Here is a 22,834-nt window from a genome sequence, read left to right on the forward strand (position 1 = left end):
CATGACCCAGAACCCGTATAACACCGATCTGGACCGCACCCCCGCCAACCATCAGCCCCTGACGCCGCTGACCTTTCTGGAACGGGCGGCCACCGTATTTCCCGACCATACCGCGATTGTGCACGGGTCCCTGCGCCGCAGCTATGGCGCGTTCTATGAGCGTGCGCGCCGCCTTGGATCTGCCCTTGCGCAGCGCGGGATCGGGCGCGGGGATACGGTCTCGTGCCTCTTGCCGAACGTGCCTGCCATGCTGGAATGCCATTACGGCGTGCCGATGTGTGGCGCGGTCCTGCATTCGATCAACACCCGCCTCGACGCGGCGATCATCGCGTTCCAATTAGACCATGCGATGTCCAAGGTGGTGATCGTAGATCGGGAATTTACCGCCCTCCTGCAAGAGGCCCTGCACCTGTGCGCCGTGACACCCGACATCATCCTTAGCGACGACCCCGAGTTTCACAGCGACACGCCCGCCCTGCCCCACACCACCGATTACGAAACGGTTCTGGACGGGGGCGATCCTGACTATGCGTGGCTAATGCCCGAGGACGAATGGGACGCAATTTCGATCAACTACACCTCGGGCACCACCGGTGACCCCAAGGGCGTCGTGTCCCACCATCGCGGGGCCTATCTGTTGGCACAGGGAAATGCCCTGACCACGTCGATGGGCAAGCACGCGGTCTATCTGTGGACCCTGCCGATGTTTCATTGCAACGGCTGGTGCTTTCCGTGGACCCTGTCGGCGATTGTGGGCACGCATGTCTGCCTGCGTCAGGTGCGCGCCGCGCCGATCTGGTCTGCATTGGCGGATGAGGGCGTCACGCACCTGTGCGGTGCACCGATTGTGATGTCCCTGCTGATCGGGGCGCCGGAGGGCGAAAAGCGCGCGCTGGATCATGACGTTCAGTTCTTTACCGCCGCCGCCCCGCCGCCCGAGCGGGTTCTGGCCGATATGAAGACCGCCGGATTTGAGGTGACGCACCTCTATGGTCTGACGGAAACCTATGGGCCTGCGGTGGTCAATGACTGGCACAGCGATTGGTCCGACCTGCCCGCCGACGAACAGGCCCGCCTCAAGGCGCGCCAAGGCGTGCGGTATCTGCCGCTGGAACAGCTGGCCGTGATGGACCCCGAAACCATGACCCCCGTCCCCCGCGACGGCAAAACCATGGGTGAGGTCATGTTTCGCGGCAATGTTGTGATGAAGGGCTATTTCCGCAACCCCAAAGCCACGCAAGAGGCCTTTGCAGGCGGCTGGTTCCATTCCGGCGATCTTGGGGTGATGCATACCGACGGCTATATCCAGCTCAAGGATCGGTCCAAGGACATCATCATTTCAGGCGGCGAAAACATCTCGTCGATCGAGGTCGAAGAGGCGCTCTATCGGCATCCCTCGGTCGCCGTTGTGGCGGTGGTGGCCATGCCGCATGACAAATGGGGCGAAACGCCCTGTGCCTTTGTGGAACTGGCCGAGAGGCACGCGCCAGATCCCGACGCCCTGCGCCAATGGTGCCGCGATAGTTTGGCCCCCTATAAGGTGCCGGGGCGGTTCGTCTTCACCACGATCCCGCGCACTTCGACCGGTAAAATCCAGAAATTCGCCCTGCGCGAACAGGCGCGCGAGATGGCACAGCACCCCGAGACCGTTTGACCCGATTGCGGGAAATCAGGTCAAACGCCGACGGCCCACCATTCGCGCGACTGGTGGGCCGTTTTTTATGTTTTCACCCATCGGATCGCAGGCTGTGCAGGATGCTGCGGATCAGATCCGCGCCCTCGGGCGTGACCAGACTGGGCGCGTGACCACAGTCGACCTCGGTCGCATCGGGGCGCGGGCCGCGTTGGCGCATCAGGTCCAGAATATCCGTCGTCAACAAATCGGACGTCCGCCCGCGAATGACGTGACAGGGCGTTGTGATCCGCCCATAGCGATCCCATGACGTCAGTTCGGCGCGCGATGCGGTGAATTGAACGGTGATGCGCGGATCGTAATGCAGGGCCAACTTGCCACTGTCCAACCGGCGCAGAGACGTGCGCGCCATGCGCCGCCAATAACCATCCGGCGCGGGGCCAAAGGGACGATAGACCGCGCGCAACCATGCCTCGGCCGCGGACACGGTGGCGAACTCGGGCGGGTCGCTAACATAGGTGACGATGCGGTCAATGGCCTCTTGCGGGAGTTCGGGACCGATGTCGTTGATGATCAGGGACGACAGGCGGTCGGCCTGCGACCCCGAGGCAATCCGCATCCCAATCAACCCGCCCAAAGACGTGCCCAGCCAATCGGCACTGGCAAACCCGTAGTGATCCAACAGGTCGGCCGCGATTCCCGCGTAATATTCCACGGAATATTCGGCCTCGGGGTTCGTGGACCAACTGGACAGGCCGCGCCCAATGGTATCGGGGCAGATCACGAAATACCGGTCCGACAGGGCGGCGGCCAGTTCGTCGAAATCCCGACCCGTGCGCGCCAGACCGTGCCACATCACCAGAGGCTTGCCCGACGGATCGCCCCATTCGGTGACGTGGATTTCGTGATCCATCACGGGGATCAGGGCAAAGCGCGGGGCGATCATGCGCCGCCCCCTTTTGCTGCGCCACGCTCCATCGCGGTGCCGGCGATGCCCTTTGGAAAGAAATAGACCAACAGGATAAAGATGATCCCCAACCAGAACAGCCACCGATCCGGCGCCAAAAGCTGAGGCAGCACGGGGATGTTCGCCGTCGCCTCGGCCGCCGCGCCCATCAGATCGCGCAGGTAATATTGCGCAAGGATCATCAGAACCGCGCCGATCACCGCGCCCCACATGGTGCCCATGCCGCCGATCACCACCATCAGCAGGATGTCGATCATGATCGAAAACGACAGCGCCGTGTCCGGCCCCGTGTATTTCAGCCAGACCGCATAGACCGTCCCCGCCAGCGACGCGATGGCCGCCGACAAACAGAACACCGCCGTGCGATAGGCCACGACGCGGTATCCGATGGCCTCGGCGCGCGCCTCATTCTCGCGGATCGCCTTGAGCACCGTGCCAAAGGGGGACCCGACGAACCGCAGCATCGCCAGAAACAGGATCAGTGAGGTCGCAAAGACGAAGTAATACGCGGCCAGTTTGCCGTTCAACCGCACGCCCCAAATGCGCAGGACCTTGCCATCCTCATCCACGGCCAGCTTGGTCGCGGTTTTGAACAGGTCGGGGGATTTGTAGATGATCCCGTCCTCGCCGCCCGTGATTTGCGACAGTTGGGACGCCAGAACCAAGACCACGGATGCGGCGGCCAGGGTGATCATCGCGAAAAAGATCGCCTTGACCCGCAGGGACAGCAGCCCGATCACCACCGCAAACACCAAGGACACGCCGACACCGGCCAGCGCCCCAAGGATCACAGGCGTCCACCCCGGCCCCATCTGTTTCAACAGGATCGCCGCCCCGTAGGCGCCGAACCCGAAAAACATCGTATGGGCAAAGCTGACGATGCCGGTATAGCCGATCAACAGATCAAAGCTGGCCACCAGAACGATAAAGATGCAGATGCGCGCAGCGACCTCTAGGGACCGGACGTCCTGAAACAGGAACGGCGCGAAGAGGAGCAACGCGGCGATCAGGGCAACCACGCCCTTGACCATTATGGTGCCGGTGTTTGCGGGGGTGTGGGTCATGGTATCGCTCATCTCGTTCCCCTCACTTGACCGCAGGGCGCAAGCCGTTGGGCCGCCACATCAGGATCGCCACCATCAGGATCATGTTGGACGCCAGCGCCAGTTTCGGCGCCAGAAATCCCACATAGTTCGACATCAACCCAACAAGCACCGCGCCAAGCAGCGTCCCCTCGATCGAGCCAAGACCGCCGATGATCACCACGATGAACACCACGATCATCAGGTCCGCGCCCATATGCGGGGTGATCAACGTCTCATACCCCGCCCACATCGCGCCCCCCAGCGCGGCAAGCGCCGAGCCCAGCATGAACACCCCGATGAACAACCGGTCCACACGGAACCCAAGCGCCTCAACCATCTCGCGGTCCTCGACGCCCGCGCGGATCAGCAGACCGATCCGCGTGCGGTTCAACACGACATAAAGCATCACAAACACCGCCGCCCCAAGGGCAAAGGCAAAGGCGCGGTAGATCTCGATCGAGACGTCGCCGATGATCCAAGACCCCTCTAGGAACGCGGGGCGCGCCACGGAAAACGGCGTGCCCCCCCAAAAGGCAAGGATGGTTTGTTCGGCCACGATCATCGCGCCGATGGTGATCAGGATTTGACGCAGGTGGTCGCGGTAGACGGGCTTGATAATCACGGTTTCAAAAAACCAACCGGCGATCAGGCCGAATGTAATCGCCGCCAGATAGGCCGCGATCAGGGCCATTGAGTTGAGCGCCCAACTGTCCGCCGTCAACCAACCGCCCAGCCCCGCCAGAACCGTGGCCGAGATAAAGGCGCCAAAGCTGACAAAGGCGGAATGGCCGAAATTCAGAACGTCCATCAGGCCGAATACAAGGCTGAGGCCCGAGGCCATCAGGAACAACATCATCCCCATGGCCAATCCCGCCACGGTCAGGGTGATCCACGACGACGGCGCGCCGATCAGGACAAAGGCGATCACCGCGATAAAGACCGGCAACAGGTTCACGCCCCCCGCCCGTCCCAAAGTTTGAGTGAGTGCAGTCATATCGGGGTCCTCACACAGAAAGGCTGAGCAGGCGGTCCTGCAGATCAAGGTCGGCGACGAAATCGGCCATGGTGCCCGCATGCGCCACGCGCCCGTCATCAATCACCGCCATGTCGCGCCCAAGGCTCTTGGCAAAGTTGAAGTTCTGTTCGACCAGCAGGATCGTGGTGCTCTGCGAAATCTCGCGAAACGCCTCGGCCATGGCGGCGACGATTGACGGCGCAAGGCCCTTGGTCGGCTCGTCGATCAGGATCAATGAACGCGGTTCAATAATCGCGCGCGCCACCGACAGCATCTGTTTCTGCCCACCCGACAGGCTCCACGCTTGTTTGTCGCGGAACCGTTCCAACGCGGGAAACAATTCGTGGATGCGGGCCAAACGCGCCTTGTCGAACTTGCCGTTCGCGGTGGCAAGGATCAGGTTCTCATCCACCGTCAGCGTGCCAAAGATACCCATGTTTTCGGGCACATAGGCGATGCCCAGCCGCGCGATATCGGCGGTGTGCATGCCTGTGATGTCCTGCCCGCGGAACGTCACCGATCCGGGCGACGCGGACCACAGCCCCATGATCGAACGCAAGGTGGTCGTCTTGCCCGCGCCATTGCGCCCCAGCAGGACGAACACCCCGCCCTCGGGCACGTCAAAACTCACATCATGCAGAACGGCATATTGGCCGATGCTGGTTTTCATATTGCGGATCGACAAGAGGCTCATGCGGTTTCCTCCGTCGCGGTACCCAGATAGACGTCGCGCACGATGCGGCTGGACATGACCTCGGCCGGATCACCATCGGCCAGCAATTCGCCGTTGTGCAGCACGATAATCCGGTCGGCCAGTGCGCGCACCACGTCCATTTTGTGTTCAACCAAGAGGACCGTTTTGGACGTGTCCGCCTTGATCTGCGCGATCAGGTCCAACACATCAGGGGCATGATCCAAACTCATCCCCGCGGTCGGTTCGTCGAACATATAGACGTCGGGTTCCATCGCCATCAACAGCGCGACCTCCAGCTTGCGTTGATCCCCGTGGGGCAAGGTCGCGGCGGTCTGATGGGCCAGTTTGGACAGGCGCGTGGCCTCTAGGTAATGTTCGGCCTTTTGGGTCAGGTCGCGGAAATGGGCGACGGGGCGAAACATGCTCCACCCCGCGCGCGAACGCGCCTGAACCGCCAGTCGGATGTTTTCCAGAACCGTCAGCTGCGGGAACAGATTGGTCAGCTGAAACGCCCGCCCCACCCCGTGATGGGCGCGCGCGGACGGGGACAGGCCGGTGATGTCCGCGCCGTCCTTGATCACACTGCCCGATGTCGCGGGCAATTGCCCCGAGATCAGGTTGAAATAGGTGGTTTTGCCCGCGCCATTGGGGCCGACGATCACCGTCAATTCGCCCGGATGAAAGGCGCAAGAGACGCTGTTGACCGCGACGTGACCACCAAACCGGATCGTCAGGTCGCGCGTTTCAAGGGATGGGGACGTCATCAGATCATTCCGATAGGAAAATTGGGACGACGGGGTGGCCCGTCGTGGGGCCCCGCCCCGAGAAGGGGACGGGGAATGACCGCGTGGGTCTTAGTTCTCGCGACCGATGGGGATATCCATCTCATCGGCGGGAATGATGCGGACCTTGTCGGGGATCGCCCAATCAACGGCATCATCGACGCGGATTTTGAAATGCAGCATATCCTGCAGCGCCTGATGATCCTCGGGACGGAAGGTCATCGTGCCCTTGGGCGTTTCCCAAGACATGCCTTCCATCGTTTCGATCAGGGTCTCGGTGTCGTAATCCGGTGCCTCGGTCAGGGCCTTGACCACGGCCAGCGCGGCCGACATCCCACCGGCGGTAAAGAAATCGGGCGGACCGTCGAACCGCGCGGTGTGTTCGGTCACCAGCCAATCGTTGATCTCGTTATCGAACGCCTCATAGTAGTAATACACGGCGCCTTCCATACCGGGAAAGCGTTTGTACGTCGGCAGAACCGGCAGGATGTGCCCGCCCATCGAGATCTCGATCCCGAACCGCGAGGGGTCCATCGCCTGAATCTTACCAGGTGCATCACCACCACCGGCGATGTAGATCAGGATGACCTTGCGGCCCTCTTTGTCCTTTAGCGCGTTGAACATGCGTTCGGCGGTCGCGGTGAAATCGGTGGTGCCTTGGGGCACGTATTCCTCGGTCACGACCGTGGCGCCCGACCCGTCCAGCGCGGTTTTGAAGGCGGAAATCCCGTCGCGGCCAAAGGCGTAATCCTCGGCCAAAGTCGCCACATAGAGCGTCTCATCAGGGTTCAGTGCAAGCGCCTGTGCCTGCATATCCATCGACGAGTTGCGCGAGGTCTTGAACACGTAACGGTTGCTGTCGGGGCCGGTCAGGCTATCGGCGACGGCCGGTTCAACGATCAGGATTTTCTCGTATTCCTCGGCAATGGGCAACATCCCCGTGGTCACGCCGGACGAGGTCGCCCCGACGGCCAGCAACACCTCATCATCGCCATACGCTTCGGCCAGAACGGCGCGCGCGATATCGGGTTTGAATTGCGTGTCCTTGATGATCAGCTCAATCGGGCGGCCATTGATTTCGCCCGTGCCACCGGTGCCGTATTCGATGCCCATCTCGAAACCGGTCTGGGCCTGTTTCGAAAACGCCTCGAAACTCGACCCGCTAAGGCCGTGGATCAGGGCGATCTTGATCGGGTCGTTTTCTGCAATTGCTGCCGTGCTGAGGGTCATACCCATCACGGCGGATGCGACGAGTCGCTTGAATAGTGCCATGCTTTCCTCCCATGTTGGCAGGTGCATGCGTTGCATCACAAGCATCGCGCCCCTACCCTAATGACATGTTCGCGCGACTAGGACCCTGAGGCAATATTGTGGAAATACGTATAGACGAGGCCTATGAAACCGGCGATTTCGCCACGCTGGCCTATGCGTTTGCGCCGGTCGGTCTGGTCATCACGGAAAACCGCGTGATCCGCGATTGCAATGATGCCTTTGCCGAGATGTTCGACTATACGCGGGATGAGCTGCGCAATCAGGTCTTTGCGATCCTCTACCCCAGCGACGAGGAATTCAAAAACATCCGTGATCGCGGTGTGCGCCAATTGCGTGAGACCAACACCTATTGGGACGAACGCATCATGGCGAAAAAGGACGGCACCCTGTTCTGGTGCCGTGTGCGCGGCCATTCGTTCACGCCGGACGAACCATTGTCCCGCGCCGTCTGGAGCTTTGCCGATCTGTCCGAAACCCGCCCCTATGTCCCCCTGACACGGCGCGAGCGTGAGATCATTTCATACCTCTCGGACGGGCTGACCAGCAAGGAAATCGCGAACCAGTTGGACCTGTCCTATCGCACGGTCGAGGTCTATCGCGCGAAGCTGCTGAAAAAATTCGGGGTCAGCAATTCAAGCGGATTGTTCCAATCCCTTGGCGGCATCAATAGCGACCACGTCGTGTCCCGCAGCGGCGGCTAGGCATTACAACGGGTCTTGCGGGTTTTGCAGGCGGCGGGCGCTTGTCATGATGCGGCAGACCTCGATCATGCGGGCACGCGCCGCGCGGCGCTCCGCGCTATCGGGCAAACGGGCGTCCAGAACCGCGTCGATCTGGGCGCGCGCATCCTCAATCGTGATCCCGTTCAGGCTTAGCCCACAGCGCAGCCAAATCCCGTCAATCGCGGTGGTCAGCAGGTCCGACATCAGAACCGCGTCCTCCTCGGGCAGCAACGCGCGCAACGGGCCGATCAGGTTGGATCGCATCCGCGCATAAATCACGGTCTGGATACGCTGATAGGCCTCGACATGGGGTACGCCCGCACATAGGGAAATCCACGCATGGGCCACCTCAGGCCGGAACGAGGTCGGCGACAGGTTGGTTTCCACAACCGCATAGATCCGTTCCCACGGGCTTTGCGCCTCATTCAACAGCAACACCACCTCGCGCAGCAAAACCGCATTCGCATGGCGCAGGGCCGCGGCCAACAGGGCCTCTTTGCTTTTGAAATAGTGCAGGACATTGGCCTTGGACGCGCCCGCCTCTTCGGCCACACGGGCCAGCGACGTGCCCTGATTTCCGTGACGCATCAACGCACGATAGGCCGCCGCCGCATATTCCGCCCGCCGGATATCGGACATGTCCCGTCGTCCCATTGCACCCTCCGCTGGCGGGGCCGTTCGTCTTGGATGTCTAAAATAGATTGACTCACCGATCAATCTATTTCACCGTCGCGATAGATAAACCGTGTGGTCAATCTTTAATCCGAAAGGATCGTCAACTATGAAACCTCTCCTCCCGACCGTCAGCGCCCTTGCCCTGACCTGTGCCCTGCCTGCCTATGCGACCTGTTCCACCGTGCGCCTTGCCGAACCCGGATGGACCGATCTTGCGGTCACAACCGGCATCACACAGGTCCTGCTTGAGGGGATGGGCTATACCACCGAGAGCGACATCCTTGGCATTCCGGTTATCTATGAGTCGATGAAGCGCGGCGATCTGGACGTGTTCATGGGCTATTGGGACCCCGCTATGGAGACCTATTTCGCCCCCTACCGTGACAGCGGTGACATTGAGACGATCCACATGAACCTTGAGGGCGCCAAATTCACATGGGCCGTGCCGTCCTATGTCTATGAGGCGGGGGTGACCGACTTCGCCGATCTGGCCGCGCATGCCGAAAAATTCGACGGCAAGCTCTACGGGATCGAACCGGGATCGAACGAACTTATGCTGAACGTCGTGGCGGCGGATGATTTCGGGCTGGGCGAATGGGAGGTCGTCGAAAGCTCGGAACAGGGGATGTTGTCGCAGGTCGAACGGTTCGCGCGCAAAGAGGACTGGATCGTCTTTTTGGCATGGGCCCCGCACCCGATGAACACGGCGTTTGATCTGGAATATCTGTCCGGCGGTGACGCCTATTACGGGCCGAATTTCGGTGGCGCGACCGTGTCGACACAGGTGCGCAAGGGCTATGTAGACGAGTGTCCCGAGGTTGGTAAGCTATTGACACAATTGACCTTTGACGTCGCGTTGGAGAGCGAGGGCATGGGCTATATCCTTGAGGACGGGATGAGTGCGATGGACGCCGCGCGCGCCCTGATCACGGCCCATCCCGATGTGCTGAACGGCTGGCTGAACGGGGTTCAGGCGCTGGACGGGACGTCCGCATTGGATGCTGTGACCGCGGATCTCGGCCTTTGAATGCACCCCAAATGACGTACGACCGGTTTGCGGATTTGAACGGCGTTCAGATCTGCTATCGCCAAGACGGACAGCTGGACGCCCCCGCGATTTTCCTGATCGCGGGGTTGGGCATGCAGCTGATCGAATGGCCCGAGGACCTGATCGCCGGATTGGCCAAGCGGTTCCGCGTCATCCGCATGGACAATCGCGACAGCGGCCTGTCTGATCGCCTTGGCGGCACGTTCGCGGCGGTGCCCGATGGGTTTTCGTGGGACGGCAGCCCCCGCGCGATTGCCCCCTATGACCTTGGGGACATGGCGGGCGATGTTGTGGCCCTTGCCGATCATTTGGGGATTGCGACCTTTGATTGCCTTGGGTTTTCCATGGGCGGGATGATCGCCCAACAGATCGCCCTCCGCGCGCCCGAGCGCCTGCGCCTGTTGGTTTCCTTGTCCAGCACGGGGGGCAGCGGTGCCCTATCCGCGACCCCGCAGTCCCGTCAGATGATGGAACGGTTTTTCCTGCCCTTTCCCACGCCCGCCGACGCGGAAAACGCGATCCGTGACAGCAACGCGCATTTTTCAAGTGGCCTGATGCCGCGCGACAGCGCGACAAACGGTGATTTGGCCCGCACCCTTGTGGCGCGCGCGGCGGATGGGGGCGGATATTTGCGACAGGCCTTGGCGATTACCGGAACCCCACCGTGGGACGCGGACCTATCCGGCGCGGCGGTTCCTGCCCTGTTCGTGCATGGGGACAATGATCCCTGTATCACGCCCGACGCCGCCCGTCGTTTGGCTGCCCATATGCCCAACGCGACCTTTCGCGACCTGCCCGGTCTGGGCCACTGGATCGACGATCGGGTGGTTGAGATGTGCCTGAATTGGTTGAACGGACCGGTGCGATAGGTCGTTCAGACGCCTTGCCCCGCAAGGCGCGCCATATGCCACGCAAGAACCTGATTTGAACTGAGCACAGGGATTCCCAATTCGGCCTCTAGCACGGATAGGATGTCAAAGGTGCGCAGGTTCGTGCAGGATAGGAATACCGCATCCATCGGGCGGCGCGCGGCCAATGCACGCGCGGCGTCGGCGATGGATTTGGGATCGATACGGGCGACGCGCGCCTCGACCTCTTCGCCAAAGGACACGGTATCAGGCACCTCGATCCCCGCATTTATGAACGCCGTTCGTAAGGGCGCGGCCACGGACGCCACATAGGGCGACACGATCCCGACCCGCGCCACGCCCCGATCCGCAAAGGCGGCCAGCGCGGCGGTCAACGGATTGGTCACATGCCGCGTTTGCACCCCCGCGCGGACCAGATCACCCACGCGATCCACCCCGATCTGCGCCGTGCCCGACGTACAGGCATAGCCCACCACGTCAAACCCCGCAGGCGGCAATAGCGACGCGGCGGAGGTCAGTTGCGTCTCCATCGCGGCAATACTGTCAGGCGTCAGGTCATCGCCCGACTGAACCCGCGTGATGTGCAGACGCGCGGCATCGGGCGTAATCGCGCGGCGGAAATCCTGTTCAATCGTCTCATCCACGCGCAGCACAATCAGACCCATCGCGGGCAATGTGCTGGGCGTCAGGTCATAGGGAAAATCGCCCATCAGCCCAATCCCACCATCTCATAAGGCGCGCGCGGGCACAGCAATTCGGCCCCCTCCGCCCGCAGCACGATGTTTTCTTCATGCACAATCATGCGCCCGTCCGCGACCATCGCGCCGGGTTCCAACGTCAACACCATACCGGCGCGCAGGGGCGTTGTGTCCAGCGGCGTGAACGACGGCCATTCGGTCAGGGTGACGCCCAACCCATGGCCCAACCGTCCACCGCCCGGCGTGGCCCCGCGCCGCGTTAACCCATCACACAACATTCGATGCACATCGCAGGCCAGCATCCCCGGACGCAGGGCGGACAACGCCTCCTCGGTCGTCTCCCACAACGCGGCATGGGTGCGGCGCACGGCATCGGACACGTCGCCCACCGCGTAATTCCGGTCGAAATCGCAGAAATACCCGCCGCGCACCGCGCCCGTGTCCAACATCAACACATCGCCAGAGCGCAGCGGCTCGGTGGACGCGGGCGAGATCACATCGCCATATCCGCCCTGCCCCGAGGCACCGGCCACATAGCTGACCCAATCGGCCCCTTCGTGCAGCAAAGCCGCCTGAAAATCGCGAAACACCTGATCCAGCGGCCGACCCACACCGGCAAATTCCGGCACCCGCGCAAAGGCGCGTCCGGCGATGTCACAGGCCGTGCGGATTGCGGTGATTTCGGCGGTGCTCTTGATTTCGCGGGTGCGTTGAACGGCGTTCGTGCCATCGACAAACCGGCGCGGCGCGATCCCCGCCGACACGCGATCATAATCGGCCAAGGGCATGCGCAGATGAGTCTCAAGGCCCATTGGCACCCCGATCTGCGCTGTGTCCGGCACCAAGCCACAGATCGTGTCGATCAGCAGACTAACCCCGTCATCCGCCGGATCGGGCGCGTCCCACGTGCGGATGTCACTGATCCATGTGCGGCCCATCAACTCTGCCCCGATCGACGGGATCACCGCCACCGGATCGCCCGCCGCCGGAACAATCACGAACCACGGACGCGCGGGGCTTTCCCAGAACCGCGTCAAAAACCCCGTGACATAGAAGACATCCGCCGACGCCGTCAGGAACAGCGCATCCAGCCCCTGTTCGCCCATCTCCCCCTGCAGGCGCGCAACACGGTCACGGTATTCCGCCGCCGGAAAGATCAGGGAGCGTTCAGCCATCCTCAGGCCCTTCGCTGAGAAACGCCAAGACGCGTGCGTCAGCGGGCAGGTTCAGCCCCGTCAACAGCGCCGCCAATCCCGCGCCCCCCGACGGGGTCGTGTCAAACCCGTGCCGCGCCAAGGTATCGACGCCCTCGCGCACGTCTTGCTCGGAAATCGTGACAAACCGATCCGCATCGCGCGACAACCCGGCCAGCGCGATCATCGACGGCGTTTTGCAATCCAGCCGCCCCATACAGGACACCGGCCCCTCGGATGTGACCAGCGCCCCTGCCTCAATGCTATCTATCAGGGCCGGTGCGGCCTCGGGTTCGACCACGATGATGTCGGGCGCATCGCCCCACGCCAGACGCGCATGCGCCGCGACCGCCGCCGCCAACCCACCAACCCCCGCCTGCAACAGGATATGGGTCGGCATCTCCATCTGCGCGACGGCCTCGGCGGCCATTTGGGTGTACCCCTCCATCACGCGCAGGGGCAGTTCGGTGTAGCCGGGCCATGAGCTATCAGACAGCAAGGTCCAGCCATTTTCCTCTGCCGCCTGCATCGCGGCGTCCATGCTGGCCTCATAATCGGCACCGGCGCGCACAACCTCGGCGCCATAGCCCGCCAGACGTTGGGCAAAGGGGTCGGGCACCGTGGCCGACAGGTAAATCACCGCCCGCGCCCCGAAGATCCGCGCGCCCGCCGCAACCGACAGGCCGTGGTTCCCCGCACTGGCCGCGACATAGGTTTGACCGTTCAGCGCGCTGAACAGGGCCTCGGGATCATGTCCGCCGCGCGCCACCGCCGCGCGCGCAATCGCATGGACCGCGCCAAGGGCCTTGAAACTGCCAAGGCCCATGCGGGTGCGCTCATCCTTGATCGACACGGACGCCACACCGGCAAGGCGGGCCAGTTCGGGCGCATCGCACAGGGGCGTTTCGCCGTGCATCGGGCACAGGGCCAACAGGTCGGCCACGCCGGATGCATCGGCAATCGGCATCACCCCATCGGGATCAAGGCCCGCTCCGCGCCACGGGTTTTCAATCATACGTGTCACATCAGCCCCCTTGCCGTTTTCGTCCCGCCGAGTAGGCACGCAAACCCGTCCCCGCGCAAGGGGCACACGCCATCGCGAAGGCATGTCCGATCAGAGCAAAATCGCCGTATCTACCGCCAAAGGACGGGGGACGCCGCACCCCACTCACAACGGATGGAAACAGGCGGTCCAGACACCGTCGTCCTGTTGCGTCAACGGGGGCACCTGATCGCGACACTGGGGCCCCGCATTCGGGCAGCGCGCACAAAAGGCACAGCCCTTGGGCGGGTTCAGCGGGTCGGGCAGTTCGGTTTCCCGTCCCTCGGGCGCGGTCAACGGGCGGCCCACCACCGGCGCGCTATCGGACAAGAGTTTCGTGTAGGGATGGCGCGGTTTGGCAAAGACCTGATCGGCGGGGCCAACCTCAACCACCGACCCGAAATAGAGAACGGCCACGCGGTCACTGACGGCCTCAACCACGGCCAGATCGTGACTGATGAACAGATAGGTCAGGCCGAATTTCTGTTTCAGATCGGCCAGCAGGTTCAGAACCTGCGCCTGCACCGACACATCAAGGGCGGACACCGGTTCGTCCAAGATCAGGATACGCGCATCCGCGGCCAGCGCACGGGCAATGCCGATCCGTTGCGCCTGACCGCCGGAAAATTCGTGCGGATAGCGCTCCAGAAACTCGGGGCGCAGGTTCACGGCGGCGAAAATCTCGGCGATGCGCGCGGCACGTTCAGACGGTCCCATCCCGTGCAGATGGCGCAGGGGGGCCTCCATGATCTGGCGGATGGTTTTGCGGGGGTTCAGACTGCTGATCGGGTCTTGGAACACGTATTGGATTTTGCGCCCGAACAGGGCGGGATCGGCGTTATCCAAGGGCTGACCGTCGATTTCGATCGTCCCCGTGCTGGGCGGCAAAAGACCCACCAGCATCCGCGCCAAGGTGGATTTGCCGCAGCCGGATTCCCCAACGATCCCAAGGGTTTCACCCGCCTCAACCGACAGGGTGACGGGCTGAACCGCGCGCACTTGGGCCTTGGGCGGGCCGAACAGGCGCTTGCCGACGGGAAAGACCTTGCTGAGGTCGGTTAGTTTTAGGGCGATACTCATGTCCCGACCTCCACCGGCGTGTTGTGCGGCGTCAAACAGCGCACGGCGCGTCCCGTTTGCGCAGCCACCAAGGCGATGTCGCCCGTTTTGCAGGCCGCATGTGCCATGTCACAGCGCGGCGCAAAGGCGCATCCCGCTGGCAGTTGATCCACCAGCGGCGGCAGGCCCGGAATGGCGGCCAGTTCGCGCCGCCCCTGCCCCAGTTCCGGCACGCAGGCCATCAGGCGCGTGGTATAGGGATGGGCCGGTGTGCGCAGAATGTCATCCGTCGGGCCGTGCTCGACAATCCGGCCCGCATACATCACCGCCACATGATCGCACAGCTGCGCCACGACGCCGAAGTCATGGGTGATAAAGATGATCGCCAAGCCGCGCTCGCGCCGCAGGTCGTTGAGCAGCGACAGGATTTGCGCCTGCACCGTGACGTCCAGCGCGGTGGTCGGCTCATCTGCGATGATCACGTCCGGATCATTGGCAAGGGCCATCGCAATCCCGACCCGTTGGCGCATCCCCCCCGACAGTTCGTGCGGATAGCTGTTGGCGCGGCTTTCGGCGTTCGGGATGCGCACGGATTTCAGCAGGTCAATCGCACGCGCCCGCGCCTCGCCGCGCGACACCGGATGATGGACGCGGATCGCCTCGGCCAATTGATCGCCAATGGTATAGAGCGGATGCAAGGTCGCCAGAGGGTCCTGAAAGATATAGGAAATCCGGTCGCCCCGCAGCGCGCGCAGGATCTGATACGGCGCCCCTATCAGGTCCTCCCCCTTGTAATAGGCCGCGCCGCCCGTGATCACCCCAGGGGGTGAGGCGACAAGGCCCATGACCGACAGGGCGGTGACGGATTTGCCCGACCCGCTCTCTCCAATCAGGCCAAGGCATTGCCCCGGCGCCACCTGCAGATCGACACCGCCAACGGCGCGATAGACGCGATTTTTGACATGGAACTGGGTCTCTAGCGCGCGGATGTTCAACAGGCTGTCGCCCGCGTTCTCCCCTTGGTCCGGAATGGTCTTGCGGTCCACCTTGGTTGCGGGCATCGGGCGCGACAGGGCACCGGATTTCAACCGCGGGTCCAGCGCATCGCGCACCCCGTCCCCGAGCAGGTTGATCGCCATCACGATGACCAAAATCATCGCACCGGGCACGACGGATGTATGCGGATTGGTGATCAAGGCCGAGCGCGCCTCGCCCAGCATCGAGCCCAGATCGGCCTGCGGCGGCTGTGACCCGAGCCCCAGAAAGCTAAGCCCCGCTGTCTCTAGGATCATCCAGCCCACGGTCGTCGACATGGCAATCACGATGACGGGGATCACGTTGGGCAGCACCTCGGACAGGATGATGCGCGCGTCCTTCATCCCCGACAGGCGCGCGGCGTCCACAAATTCCTTATGCGCGATGCCCACGGTGATGCCGCGAATGTTGCGGGCAAAGAACGGGATGTTGACAGCCGCCACCGCGATCAGGGCGTTCATCAAACCCGGCCCCAGCGCGGCCACAATCGCCAGCGCCAACAGGATATAGGGAAAGGCCATCAACATATCGATGCCGCGCATGATGATGTTGTCCGTGCGCCCACCGTAAAATCCCGCGATGATGCCGATCCCCGCCCCAAGGGTCGCAGCGATCAGGGCGGCGGCAAACCCCACGGCCACGGACAGACGCGTGCCCCACATCAGACGGCTGAGCAGATCCCGCCCAAGGTGATCGGTGCCAAGCCATGCGCCCTCGCTCAGCACCGGTTGAAAGCGGTTGGCGGTGTTGGTCACATCCGGCGGGGCCAGCGGCAGGATCGGCGTCAAAATGGCCAGAGCCACAACCACCCCCATCACGATCAACCCGGCGAAGGCCAGACGGTTACGGGCCAGCAGACGCAGGAAATCCATCATGTCTTGATCCTCGGGTCCAGCAGGCTTTGGGCGACATCAACCGCGATGTTGAACAGCACATAGCAGGCCGCAACGAACACGACGCCGCCCTGCACCAACAGGATGTCGCGCTGCAGGATCGCATCGACCAGCATCCGACCGACACCGGGCCATTGGAACACCATCTCGATATAGACCGCGCCCGACAGGACAAATCCCGCCTGAACCCCCAGAACGGGGATGATGCTGACCATGGCGGCGCGCAGGGCATGGCGCCAGATCACGGCGCGTTCGGGAACGCCCTTGGCCCGCGCGGTGCGGATGAAATCCTGTCGCAGAACCTCAAGCATGGCAGAACGCGACAGGCGCGCGATGACCCCCGTGGCCACCACGGCAAGCGCCAGCGCCGGCAGGGTCAGGTGGCTGATCAACGCGGACACATCCCGCGCCCCATAGATCGGCCACATGCCCGAGACCGGAAACCAGCGCAGTTTGACCGCGAAAATCAGGATCATCATCATCCCAAGGAAAAACGACGGGATCGAAATGCCCAGCAGCACGGCAAATGTAATCGCCTTATCCGCCAGACCGTATTGGCGCGCCGCCGACACAACACCGGCCGCCACCCCAAGGATCGAGCACAGCACAAACGACGTCCCCGCAAGGATCAAGGTCGCCCCGAACCGGTCCAGCACCTCATCCAGAACGTCACGGTTCAGGCTAAAGCTGCGCCCGAAATCGCCCTGCACCATATTGCCCAGCCAGATGAAATACCGCTGGACCATCGGTTTATCCAAACCCAGATCGCGATTCAGTTTCTCTACGTTTTCTGGTGTCGCATAGGACCCCAGAATGGCCGTCGCCGGATCGCCGGGGATCATCGCCATGATCACGAACACGATGACCGAAATCCCGAACAAGACGGGGATCGCCGACAAGAGGCGTTTCAGAATATAGCCAGCCATAAAGCGTCCCTGACAGTGGCGGAAAAACGGATGCAGCCGCCCGAGTGAACTGCGGCTGCACCAAGGTCACCTTAGTTTTTGGCGACGTCATCCAACAACAGGAAGAACGACGGCTGCAGCGCGAAATCGCTGACCCGATCCGAGGTCACCGCATTCTGTTTCCAGTTCGCGACAAAGACCCACGGGGCGTCTTCCTGAACGATGGTCTGCATTTCCTGATAAAGCGCGGCGCGCTCATCCTGATCGGTCGCAACGCGCGCGGCCTCAAGCAGTTCATCCACCTTGGGGTTCGAATAATAGCCCGAGTTGAACCCGCCCTTGTCCGGCCATGCCTCGGTGCGCAGCGCAAGGAACGGCAGCGTATCGGGGTCGTTGGTCATCCACGCCATTTCGGCCATGTCCGCCTTGCCCTCAAGACCGGGGTTCACCTCACCAAGGAAGGTGTTCCATTCATAGGTCTCGATTTTCACGTCAAACCCGACGGCCTCAAGATCGGCCTGAATGGCCGTGCCCATGGCAACGGGATCCAGCATGCCCGAGCCGCCCTCGGTCACATAGAACGTCAGTTCCGCGCCCTCGGCACCGGCCTCGGCGATCAGTTCTTTGGCCTTGGCGGGGTCATAGGGATAGGGCTCCAGCGTTTCGTTATAGGCCCATGCGAACGCGGGCGGGGTCGGACCGGCGGCCACGGCGGCCGTGCCTTCCAGAACGTCGTTTACGATGGCCGATTTGTTGATCGCATAGTTCGCCGCCTGACGGATGCGTTTGTCGGCGAACGGGCCCTCTTTGGCGTTCAGGATCAGGAACCAGACATGCGGGCCCGCCTGTTCATGAACGGTATAGGTGTCGTCTTGGAATTCGCTTAGGGCGACGGGGGGCACTTCGACCATCAGGTCGATCCCACCGGCCAGCATCTCGGCGGTGCGGGTGTTGGCATCGGTGATCGGGCGGAACACAACCGCGTCCAGTTTCGCATCACCATCCCAATAGCCGACGTTCTTTTCCACGACGACCGCCTCTTTCGAGCGCCACTCGGCGAATTTGAACGGCCCCGTGCCCGACGGGTTGCGCCCGAAATCCGTGCCATGTTCGGCCACAGCGGCGGGCGACACGATCAGGCCCGTGGGATAGGCAAGGTTCGACAGGAACGGCGCATAGGGCGCGTTCAGCGTGAATTGCACAGTCAGCGGGTCGATGACATCGACGCTCTCCACGGCCGAAAAGAAGAAGGCCAGCGGGAACGGACCCGTGTTGTGATAGGGGTGGCTCTCGTCCAGCATCCGGTCAAAGTTGAACTTGACCGCCTCGGCATCAAAGGCACTGCCATCGTGGAAGGTCACACCCTCGCGCAGGGTAAAGGTATAGACGGTGCCGTCCTCGCTGATCTCCCATGCGGTGGCCAGCGACGGCTCAACCTCAAGCGTGCCGTCCTTATACCGCACCAGACCGTCATAGACGTTCATCAGGATGCGGAAATCATTCACTGCCGTCACGGCAGCGGGATCAAGCGCCTTTGGCTCGGCAATCTGGCCGACGATCAAAACGCCCGGCGGGGTTTGGGCCGTGGCCATAATCGGGGAAAGGGCCATAGCCGTCGCGGCCCCTGCCGCCAGCATCGCACGGCGTGTCAGTTTGAACAGTGTCATGAGCGGTCTTCCCTGTCTTATTTATCATGATGAATTGCATTCAGACAAATTGTCATGATAAATACAAGGGGAATATCACGAGGCCCTGCCATGACGTTTTCGATTCTCAGTTTTGACACTAAAACAGGCGTTTTCGCGGGGGCCGCCGCAACGGGCAGCCTCTGCGTCGGCGGCTGGGTTTTGCGCGGCGACATAGAATCGGGCCTTGTCGCGTCACAGGGCACCGCGCCCAGTTCGTTCTGGCGCGATGACGTGTTGCGGGCGATGTATGGCGGTCAATCGGCGGTCACGGCGGTGGATCGTGTGACGGGTGCGGACGAAGGGCGCGGGCACCGGCAATTGTCGGCGCTGGATCGTTATGGCGCGGCGCAGGCGTTCACCGGACAGGACAGCGTGCCCTATGCGGGGCATCTGGTCGAACAGGATCTGGTGATCGCGGGCAACATGCTGACCGGGCCTGAGGTTCTGGACGCCATGCGCCGCGTGGCCCGCGATGGTCCTGCCGATCCCGCCGAACGGATGTTTGCCGTGCTGAACGCCGCGCTGAACGCGGGCGGGGACAGTCGCGGCCTGCAATCGGCGGCGATGCTGATCCTAAAACCGAATGCGCCGCCCCTCGACATTCGGGTGGATTACGACACCGCCCCCATTGCCGCGCTAGAGCGTCTCTATCAGCGCACGCAATCCTCGCCCTATAACGACTGGCTGCATGAGGTGCCGGTGGTTGTTGATAAATCCCGCGCGCCTAATCGCCCATGAACCGGCGCAGCAGATGCGCCTCTTGGACCTTCATCAGTTCCTCGGCGATCTGCATGTGCGAGGCCATAATGTGGCGCGCCTCATCCGCCTGCCCCGCGCGCAAGGCATCGACCAGTGCCAATTGGTGCTCTCGCCCCTTGGACCACAGAACCACGTTGGGCGGATCATAGAGTTGGCGGTAGACCGTCATGTCGGTCAGGATGTTGGCCATGAACCCGATCACAAAGCCCAACAGCTTGTTCTCGGCAAACTCTGACAGGCGCGCGTGAAAGACCAGCGAGGCAATGTGCTGTTCCTTTTCCTCCTCTGCGGATTTCGCCGGTTCGGGATAGCGTTCGGCCAGCTCTTGCAGCTCGGCGATCTGATCCTCTGTCAGAGTGCCCGCTAGACTGGCCGCCAGTTCCGGTTCCAGCGCGCGGCGCATTTGATAGATGTCGGCCACCGACAGGTCCTGAAAATAGAAATAGTTCGCCAACAAGGACCGCGCGCGGTTCGCCGAGACCTCGCCCACGATACTGCCCCCACCGGGGCCGGTTTTGGTGACGATCAACCCCTGTGCCTCAAGGATGCGCAGCGCCTCGCGCACCGTGCCCTTGGACACGGAGAACAGATCGATCATCGCGCTTTCATTCGGCAGTTTGTCGCCCTTTTTCAGGTCACGCTCGACCACCCATTGTTTGATCTGGTCGGCCACTTGGACCGGACGGGACCGTTTGGGCTTGGCCGGGGGTGTCGTACTGCCGTCCATTCTGCACCTCGAATTTTATCATCATAAAAACATAGACATGTCCTAGGCCGCTGTGTAGTGAAAAAATTATAATGATAAATTAAGGGGCGCCTATGGATTGGGGTCAACTGGCACAGGACCGCCTGCGTGACATCGCAGGCCACAGCGTTGATAAAAACGGCGTCACGCGGTTTCCCTTTACGGCCGAGCACGCCGCCGCCCTGCCGGTGATCCGCGGCTGGATGCAGGACGCGGGCATGGACGTCCACATGGATGCGGCGGGCACCCTGATCGGGCGCACGGACGGCCCCGCAGGCGCGCCCACGCTATTGATCGGGTCGCATCAGGATTCGGTGCGCAATGGCGGGCGCTATGACGGGATCATGGGCATCGCCCTTGGCTGTCTGGCCGTGCAACGCCTCAGGGCCGAGGGCACCGCCCTGCCCTTTGCGGTTGAGGTTCTGGCCTTTGCCGACGAAGAGGGCGTGCGCTTTCCCACCGCGTTGATGGGGCCGCGCGCCATCGCCGGCACGTTTGATCCGGCGGTTCTGGACATGGTGGATGGCGACGGTGTGACACTGGCCACCGCCCTACGCGATTTCGGCGGCACGCCTGAGGCGGTGGCGGGATTGGCCCGCGATCCGGCGACGATCCTTGGCTATCTTGAGGTGCATATCGAACAGGGTCCCGTGCTTGAGGACATGGGCGTACCCCTTGGCGTCGTGACCGGCATCTGCGGGATTGAGCGCAACACCGTCACCTTTCGCGGCGAAACCGGCCATGCGGGAACTGTCCCGATGGCGGGGCGGCGCGATGCCTTGGTCGCGGCGGCGCGTCTGATTGATGCCGTCCACACCGCCGCCTGCGCCACGCCCGACCTGCGCGCCACTGTTGGCGCCCTGACCCTGCGGCCCAATGTGGTCAATGCCATCCCAAACGCGGTTGACCTGACCCTTGAAATCCGTGCCCTGAACGATCAGGACCGCGCGGATTTCGCCGCCCAAGCCGCCGTGATGATTGACGAAATCGCCGCCGATACCGGCGTCGCCACCACGATTACGCGCACCTACCACCAACCCGCCGTGCCCTGTGATCCGGACCTGATGGCCGCGCTTGAGGCCGGTGCGCGGCATGCCTGCCAGACCGTGCCGCACCTGCCCTCGGGCGCGACGCATGATGCCTCGGCCATGCCGGATCTGTGCCCGATGGGGATGCTGTTCCTGCGCTGTCACGGCGGGGTCAGCCACACCCCCGACGAATACGCGAGTGCCGCCGATATGGGCGCCGCCATTCACGCGCTCGCCACCAGCATTGCCCACCTCGCGGCGCAGCGCGGGGGTTAATCCCCCACCCTTTGCGATCCTCCTGCGCCTTTCTGATCCACCGTGTCAGAGAGGGAAAATCGCGCGTCTATTCCCATAAACTTTCTGTGAGTTCGCCCGCATATAGGCCCCACGACCGACGTTTTTGACCGGTTGGAAAATTAACAGAGTAACAAGTTCTTGGTGTAATCCGTGCCCCCCTTTCCGAAAACACGTCCCTTTTGGCCGAATGGGCGCGCTGTCCTGAAATGCGCGCGCCCGTGACCGTTTCCCTATTGAGTACCCTTGTAAAGGATAGCCACATGAAATCCCTTTTCCTTGCCTCCACCCTGATGTTTGCGACCGGCGCGGCCCATGCAGGCGGCTTTTGCCCCACGGCCTCAACCGAGGTGTTTTCCTGCACCTTCAAGGGCGGCGCCAAGGCCGTTTCGGTCTGTCTGGCGGACGGGAACGGGGATACCCAAGCGATCTATGGCTTTTACAAAACCGCCGGCGGTGTCGAAAAGGAAATCACCCGCCCCATGGCCGAAATGACCGCGACACCGTGGAACGGCATTGGCAATTTCATCTCTGAATCCGTCACGTTCGAGGCGGGAGGCGGCTATGCCTATGAGGTCTGGTGGGGCGCCGAACGCAGCAATGACTCTGAGGTTGAGGGCGGGATTCTTGTTCTGGAAAACGGCGCACAGATCGCGGCCCTGAACTGCGACGGCGGCTCGGTCGATAGTGACCTCAGCACCCTTGTCGAACGTATTGAAATCGCTCAGTAACA

At 62.4% G+C, this 22,834-nt stretch carries 22 protein-coding genes; 7 read left to right on the forward strand and 15 right to left on the reverse strand.

Going from position 1 to position 22,834, the window contains the following annotated elements:
• Window position 1 precedes the first annotated feature (1 nt).
• A complete protein-coding gene (locus R1W00_RS08620; RefSeq protein WP_317262320.1) occupies window positions 2-1,654 on the forward strand; it encodes an acyl-CoA synthetase in 1,653 nt (550 codons plus the stop codon).
• Between the two features lie 73 nt (window positions 1,655-1,727).
• Here the strand turns inward: R1W00_RS08620 and R1W00_RS08625 are convergent, their stop codons facing one another.
• From R1W00_RS08625 to R1W00_RS08650, 6 genes are all read right to left on the reverse strand, one after another.
• Window positions 1,728-2,579 carry an alpha/beta hydrolase gene (locus R1W00_RS08625; protein ID WP_317262321.1) on the reverse strand — a complete coding sequence of 284 codons (852 nt, stop codon included), beginning with the start codon at window positions 2,577-2,579 and terminating at the stop codon, window positions 1,728-1,730.
• Window positions 2,576-3,631, reverse strand: a complete 1,056-nt coding sequence (locus R1W00_RS08630; protein WP_317262407.1) for a branched-chain amino acid ABC transporter permease — start codon at window positions 3,629-3,631, stop codon at window positions 2,576-2,578. Before R1W00_RS08630 ends, R1W00_RS08625 begins: the two co-directional genes overlap by 4 nt.
• 55 nt (window positions 3,632-3,686) lie before the next feature.
• Entirely contained in the window at window positions 3,687-4,679 is a 993-nt protein-coding gene (locus R1W00_RS08635; RefSeq protein WP_317262322.1) for a branched-chain amino acid ABC transporter permease, read from the reverse strand.
• Window positions 4,680-4,689: 10 nt separating this feature from the next.
• Window positions 4,690-5,394 carry an ABC transporter ATP-binding protein gene (locus tag R1W00_RS08640; protein WP_317262323.1) on the reverse strand — a complete coding sequence of 235 codons (705 nt, stop codon included), beginning with the start codon at window positions 5,392-5,394 and terminating at the stop codon, window positions 4,690-4,692.
• On the reverse strand, window positions 5,391-6,158 hold the full coding sequence (locus R1W00_RS08645) for an ABC transporter ATP-binding protein (protein ID WP_317262324.1): 768 nt from the start codon (window positions 6,156-6,158) through the stop codon (window positions 5,391-5,393). Before R1W00_RS08645 ends, R1W00_RS08640 begins: the two co-directional genes overlap by 4 nt.
• Before the next feature lie 90 nt (window positions 6,159-6,248).
• A complete protein-coding gene (locus tag R1W00_RS08650) occupies window positions 6,249-7,448 on the reverse strand; it encodes a substrate-binding domain-containing protein (protein WP_317262325.1) in 1,200 nt (399 codons plus the stop codon).
• Window positions 7,449-7,546: 98 nt separating this feature from the next.
• Here R1W00_RS08650 and R1W00_RS08655 point away from each other — a divergent pair, with 98 nt between their 5' ends.
• A complete protein-coding gene (locus R1W00_RS08655; RefSeq protein WP_317262326.1) occupies window positions 7,547-8,149 on the forward strand; it encodes a PAS and helix-turn-helix domain-containing protein in 603 nt (200 codons plus the stop codon).
• A 3-nt stretch (window positions 8,150-8,152) separates the two neighbouring features.
• Here R1W00_RS08655 and betI read toward each other — a convergent pair whose 3' ends face one another.
• A complete protein-coding gene (gene betI / locus R1W00_RS08660; protein WP_317262327.1) occupies window positions 8,153-8,824 on the reverse strand; it encodes a transcriptional regulator BetI in 672 nt (223 codons plus the stop codon).
• Window positions 8,825-8,951: 127 nt separating this feature from the next.
• On the opposite strand from betI, the gene choX reads away from it, so the two are divergent.
• Window positions 8,952-9,872 (forward strand): choline ABC transporter substrate-binding protein, encoded by a 921-nt coding sequence (choX, locus tag R1W00_RS08665; protein WP_317262328.1) that lies wholly within the window; start codon window positions 8,952-8,954, stop codon window positions 9,870-9,872.
• Window positions 9,873-9,883: 11 nt separating this feature from the next.
• Window positions 9,884-10,762 (forward strand): alpha/beta fold hydrolase, encoded by an 879-nt coding sequence (locus tag R1W00_RS08670; protein WP_317262329.1) that lies wholly within the window; start codon window positions 9,884-9,886, stop codon window positions 10,760-10,762.
• A gap of 5 nt (window positions 10,763-10,767) precedes the next feature.
• On the opposite strand, the gene R1W00_RS08675 is transcribed toward R1W00_RS08670, so the two are convergent.
• The 7 genes from R1W00_RS08675 to R1W00_RS08705 form a co-directional block, all read right to left on the reverse strand.
• A complete protein-coding gene (locus R1W00_RS08675) occupies window positions 10,768-11,472 on the reverse strand; it encodes an aspartate/glutamate racemase family protein (protein ID WP_317262330.1) in 705 nt (234 codons plus the stop codon).
• On the reverse strand, window positions 11,472-12,635 hold the full coding sequence (locus tag R1W00_RS08680) for a Xaa-Pro peptidase family protein (protein ID WP_317262331.1): 1,164 nt from the start codon (window positions 12,633-12,635) through the stop codon (window positions 11,472-11,474). The genes R1W00_RS08675 and R1W00_RS08680 overlap by 1 nt, the downstream gene beginning before the upstream one ends.
• Entirely contained in the window at window positions 12,628-13,668 is a 1,041-nt protein-coding gene (locus tag R1W00_RS08685; protein WP_317262408.1) for a pyridoxal-phosphate dependent enzyme, read from the reverse strand. Before R1W00_RS08685 ends, R1W00_RS08680 begins: the two co-directional genes overlap by 8 nt.
• 153 nt (window positions 13,669-13,821) lie before the next feature.
• A complete protein-coding gene (locus R1W00_RS08690) occupies window positions 13,822-14,775 on the reverse strand; it encodes an oligopeptide/dipeptide ABC transporter ATP-binding protein (RefSeq protein WP_317262332.1) in 954 nt (317 codons plus the stop codon).
• A complete protein-coding gene (locus R1W00_RS08695) occupies window positions 14,772-16,661 on the reverse strand; it encodes a dipeptide/oligopeptide/nickel ABC transporter permease/ATP-binding protein (RefSeq protein ID WP_317262409.1) in 1,890 nt (629 codons plus the stop codon). Before R1W00_RS08695 ends, R1W00_RS08690 begins: the two co-directional genes overlap by 4 nt.
• Window positions 16,661-17,608 carry an ABC transporter permease gene (locus R1W00_RS08700; RefSeq protein WP_317262333.1) on the reverse strand — a complete coding sequence of 316 codons (948 nt, stop codon included), beginning with the start codon at window positions 17,606-17,608 and terminating at the stop codon, window positions 16,661-16,663. The genes R1W00_RS08695 and R1W00_RS08700 overlap by 1 nt, the downstream gene beginning before the upstream one ends.
• Window positions 17,609-17,679: 71 nt before the next feature.
• Window positions 17,680-19,254 carry an ABC transporter substrate-binding protein gene (locus R1W00_RS08705; protein ID WP_317262334.1) on the reverse strand — a complete coding sequence of 525 codons (1,575 nt, stop codon included), beginning with the start codon at window positions 19,252-19,254 and terminating at the stop codon, window positions 17,680-17,682.
• 90 nt (window positions 19,255-19,344) lie between these two features.
• Here R1W00_RS08705 and R1W00_RS08710 point away from each other — a divergent pair, with 90 nt between their 5' ends.
• Entirely contained in the window at window positions 19,345-20,013 is a 669-nt protein-coding gene (locus R1W00_RS08710) for a DUF1028 domain-containing protein (protein ID WP_317262335.1), read from the forward strand.
• Here the strand turns inward: R1W00_RS08710 and R1W00_RS08715 are convergent.
• Window positions 20,000-20,761, reverse strand: a complete 762-nt coding sequence (locus tag R1W00_RS08715) for a FadR/GntR family transcriptional regulator (protein ID WP_317262336.1) — start codon at window positions 20,759-20,761, stop codon at window positions 20,000-20,002. The two genes, R1W00_RS08710 and R1W00_RS08715, sit on opposite strands and share 14 nt — an antisense overlap.
• Window positions 20,762-20,853: 92 nt before the next feature.
• Between R1W00_RS08715 and R1W00_RS08720 the strand changes: the two genes are divergently transcribed.
• Entirely contained in the window at window positions 20,854-22,083 is a 1,230-nt protein-coding gene (locus tag R1W00_RS08720; RefSeq protein ID WP_317262337.1) for a M20 family metallo-hydrolase, read from the forward strand.
• 281 nt (window positions 22,084-22,364) lie between these two features.
• A complete protein-coding gene (locus tag R1W00_RS08725) occupies window positions 22,365-22,832 on the forward strand; it encodes a hypothetical protein (protein ID WP_317262338.1) in 468 nt (155 codons plus the stop codon).
• Window positions 22,833-22,834: the final 2 nt, after the last annotated feature.

It is taken from the genome of Rhodovulum sp. FJ3, from assembly GCF_032918305.1.
Classification (GTDB): Bacteria; Pseudomonadota; Alphaproteobacteria; order Rhodobacterales; family Rhodobacteraceae; genus SAT37.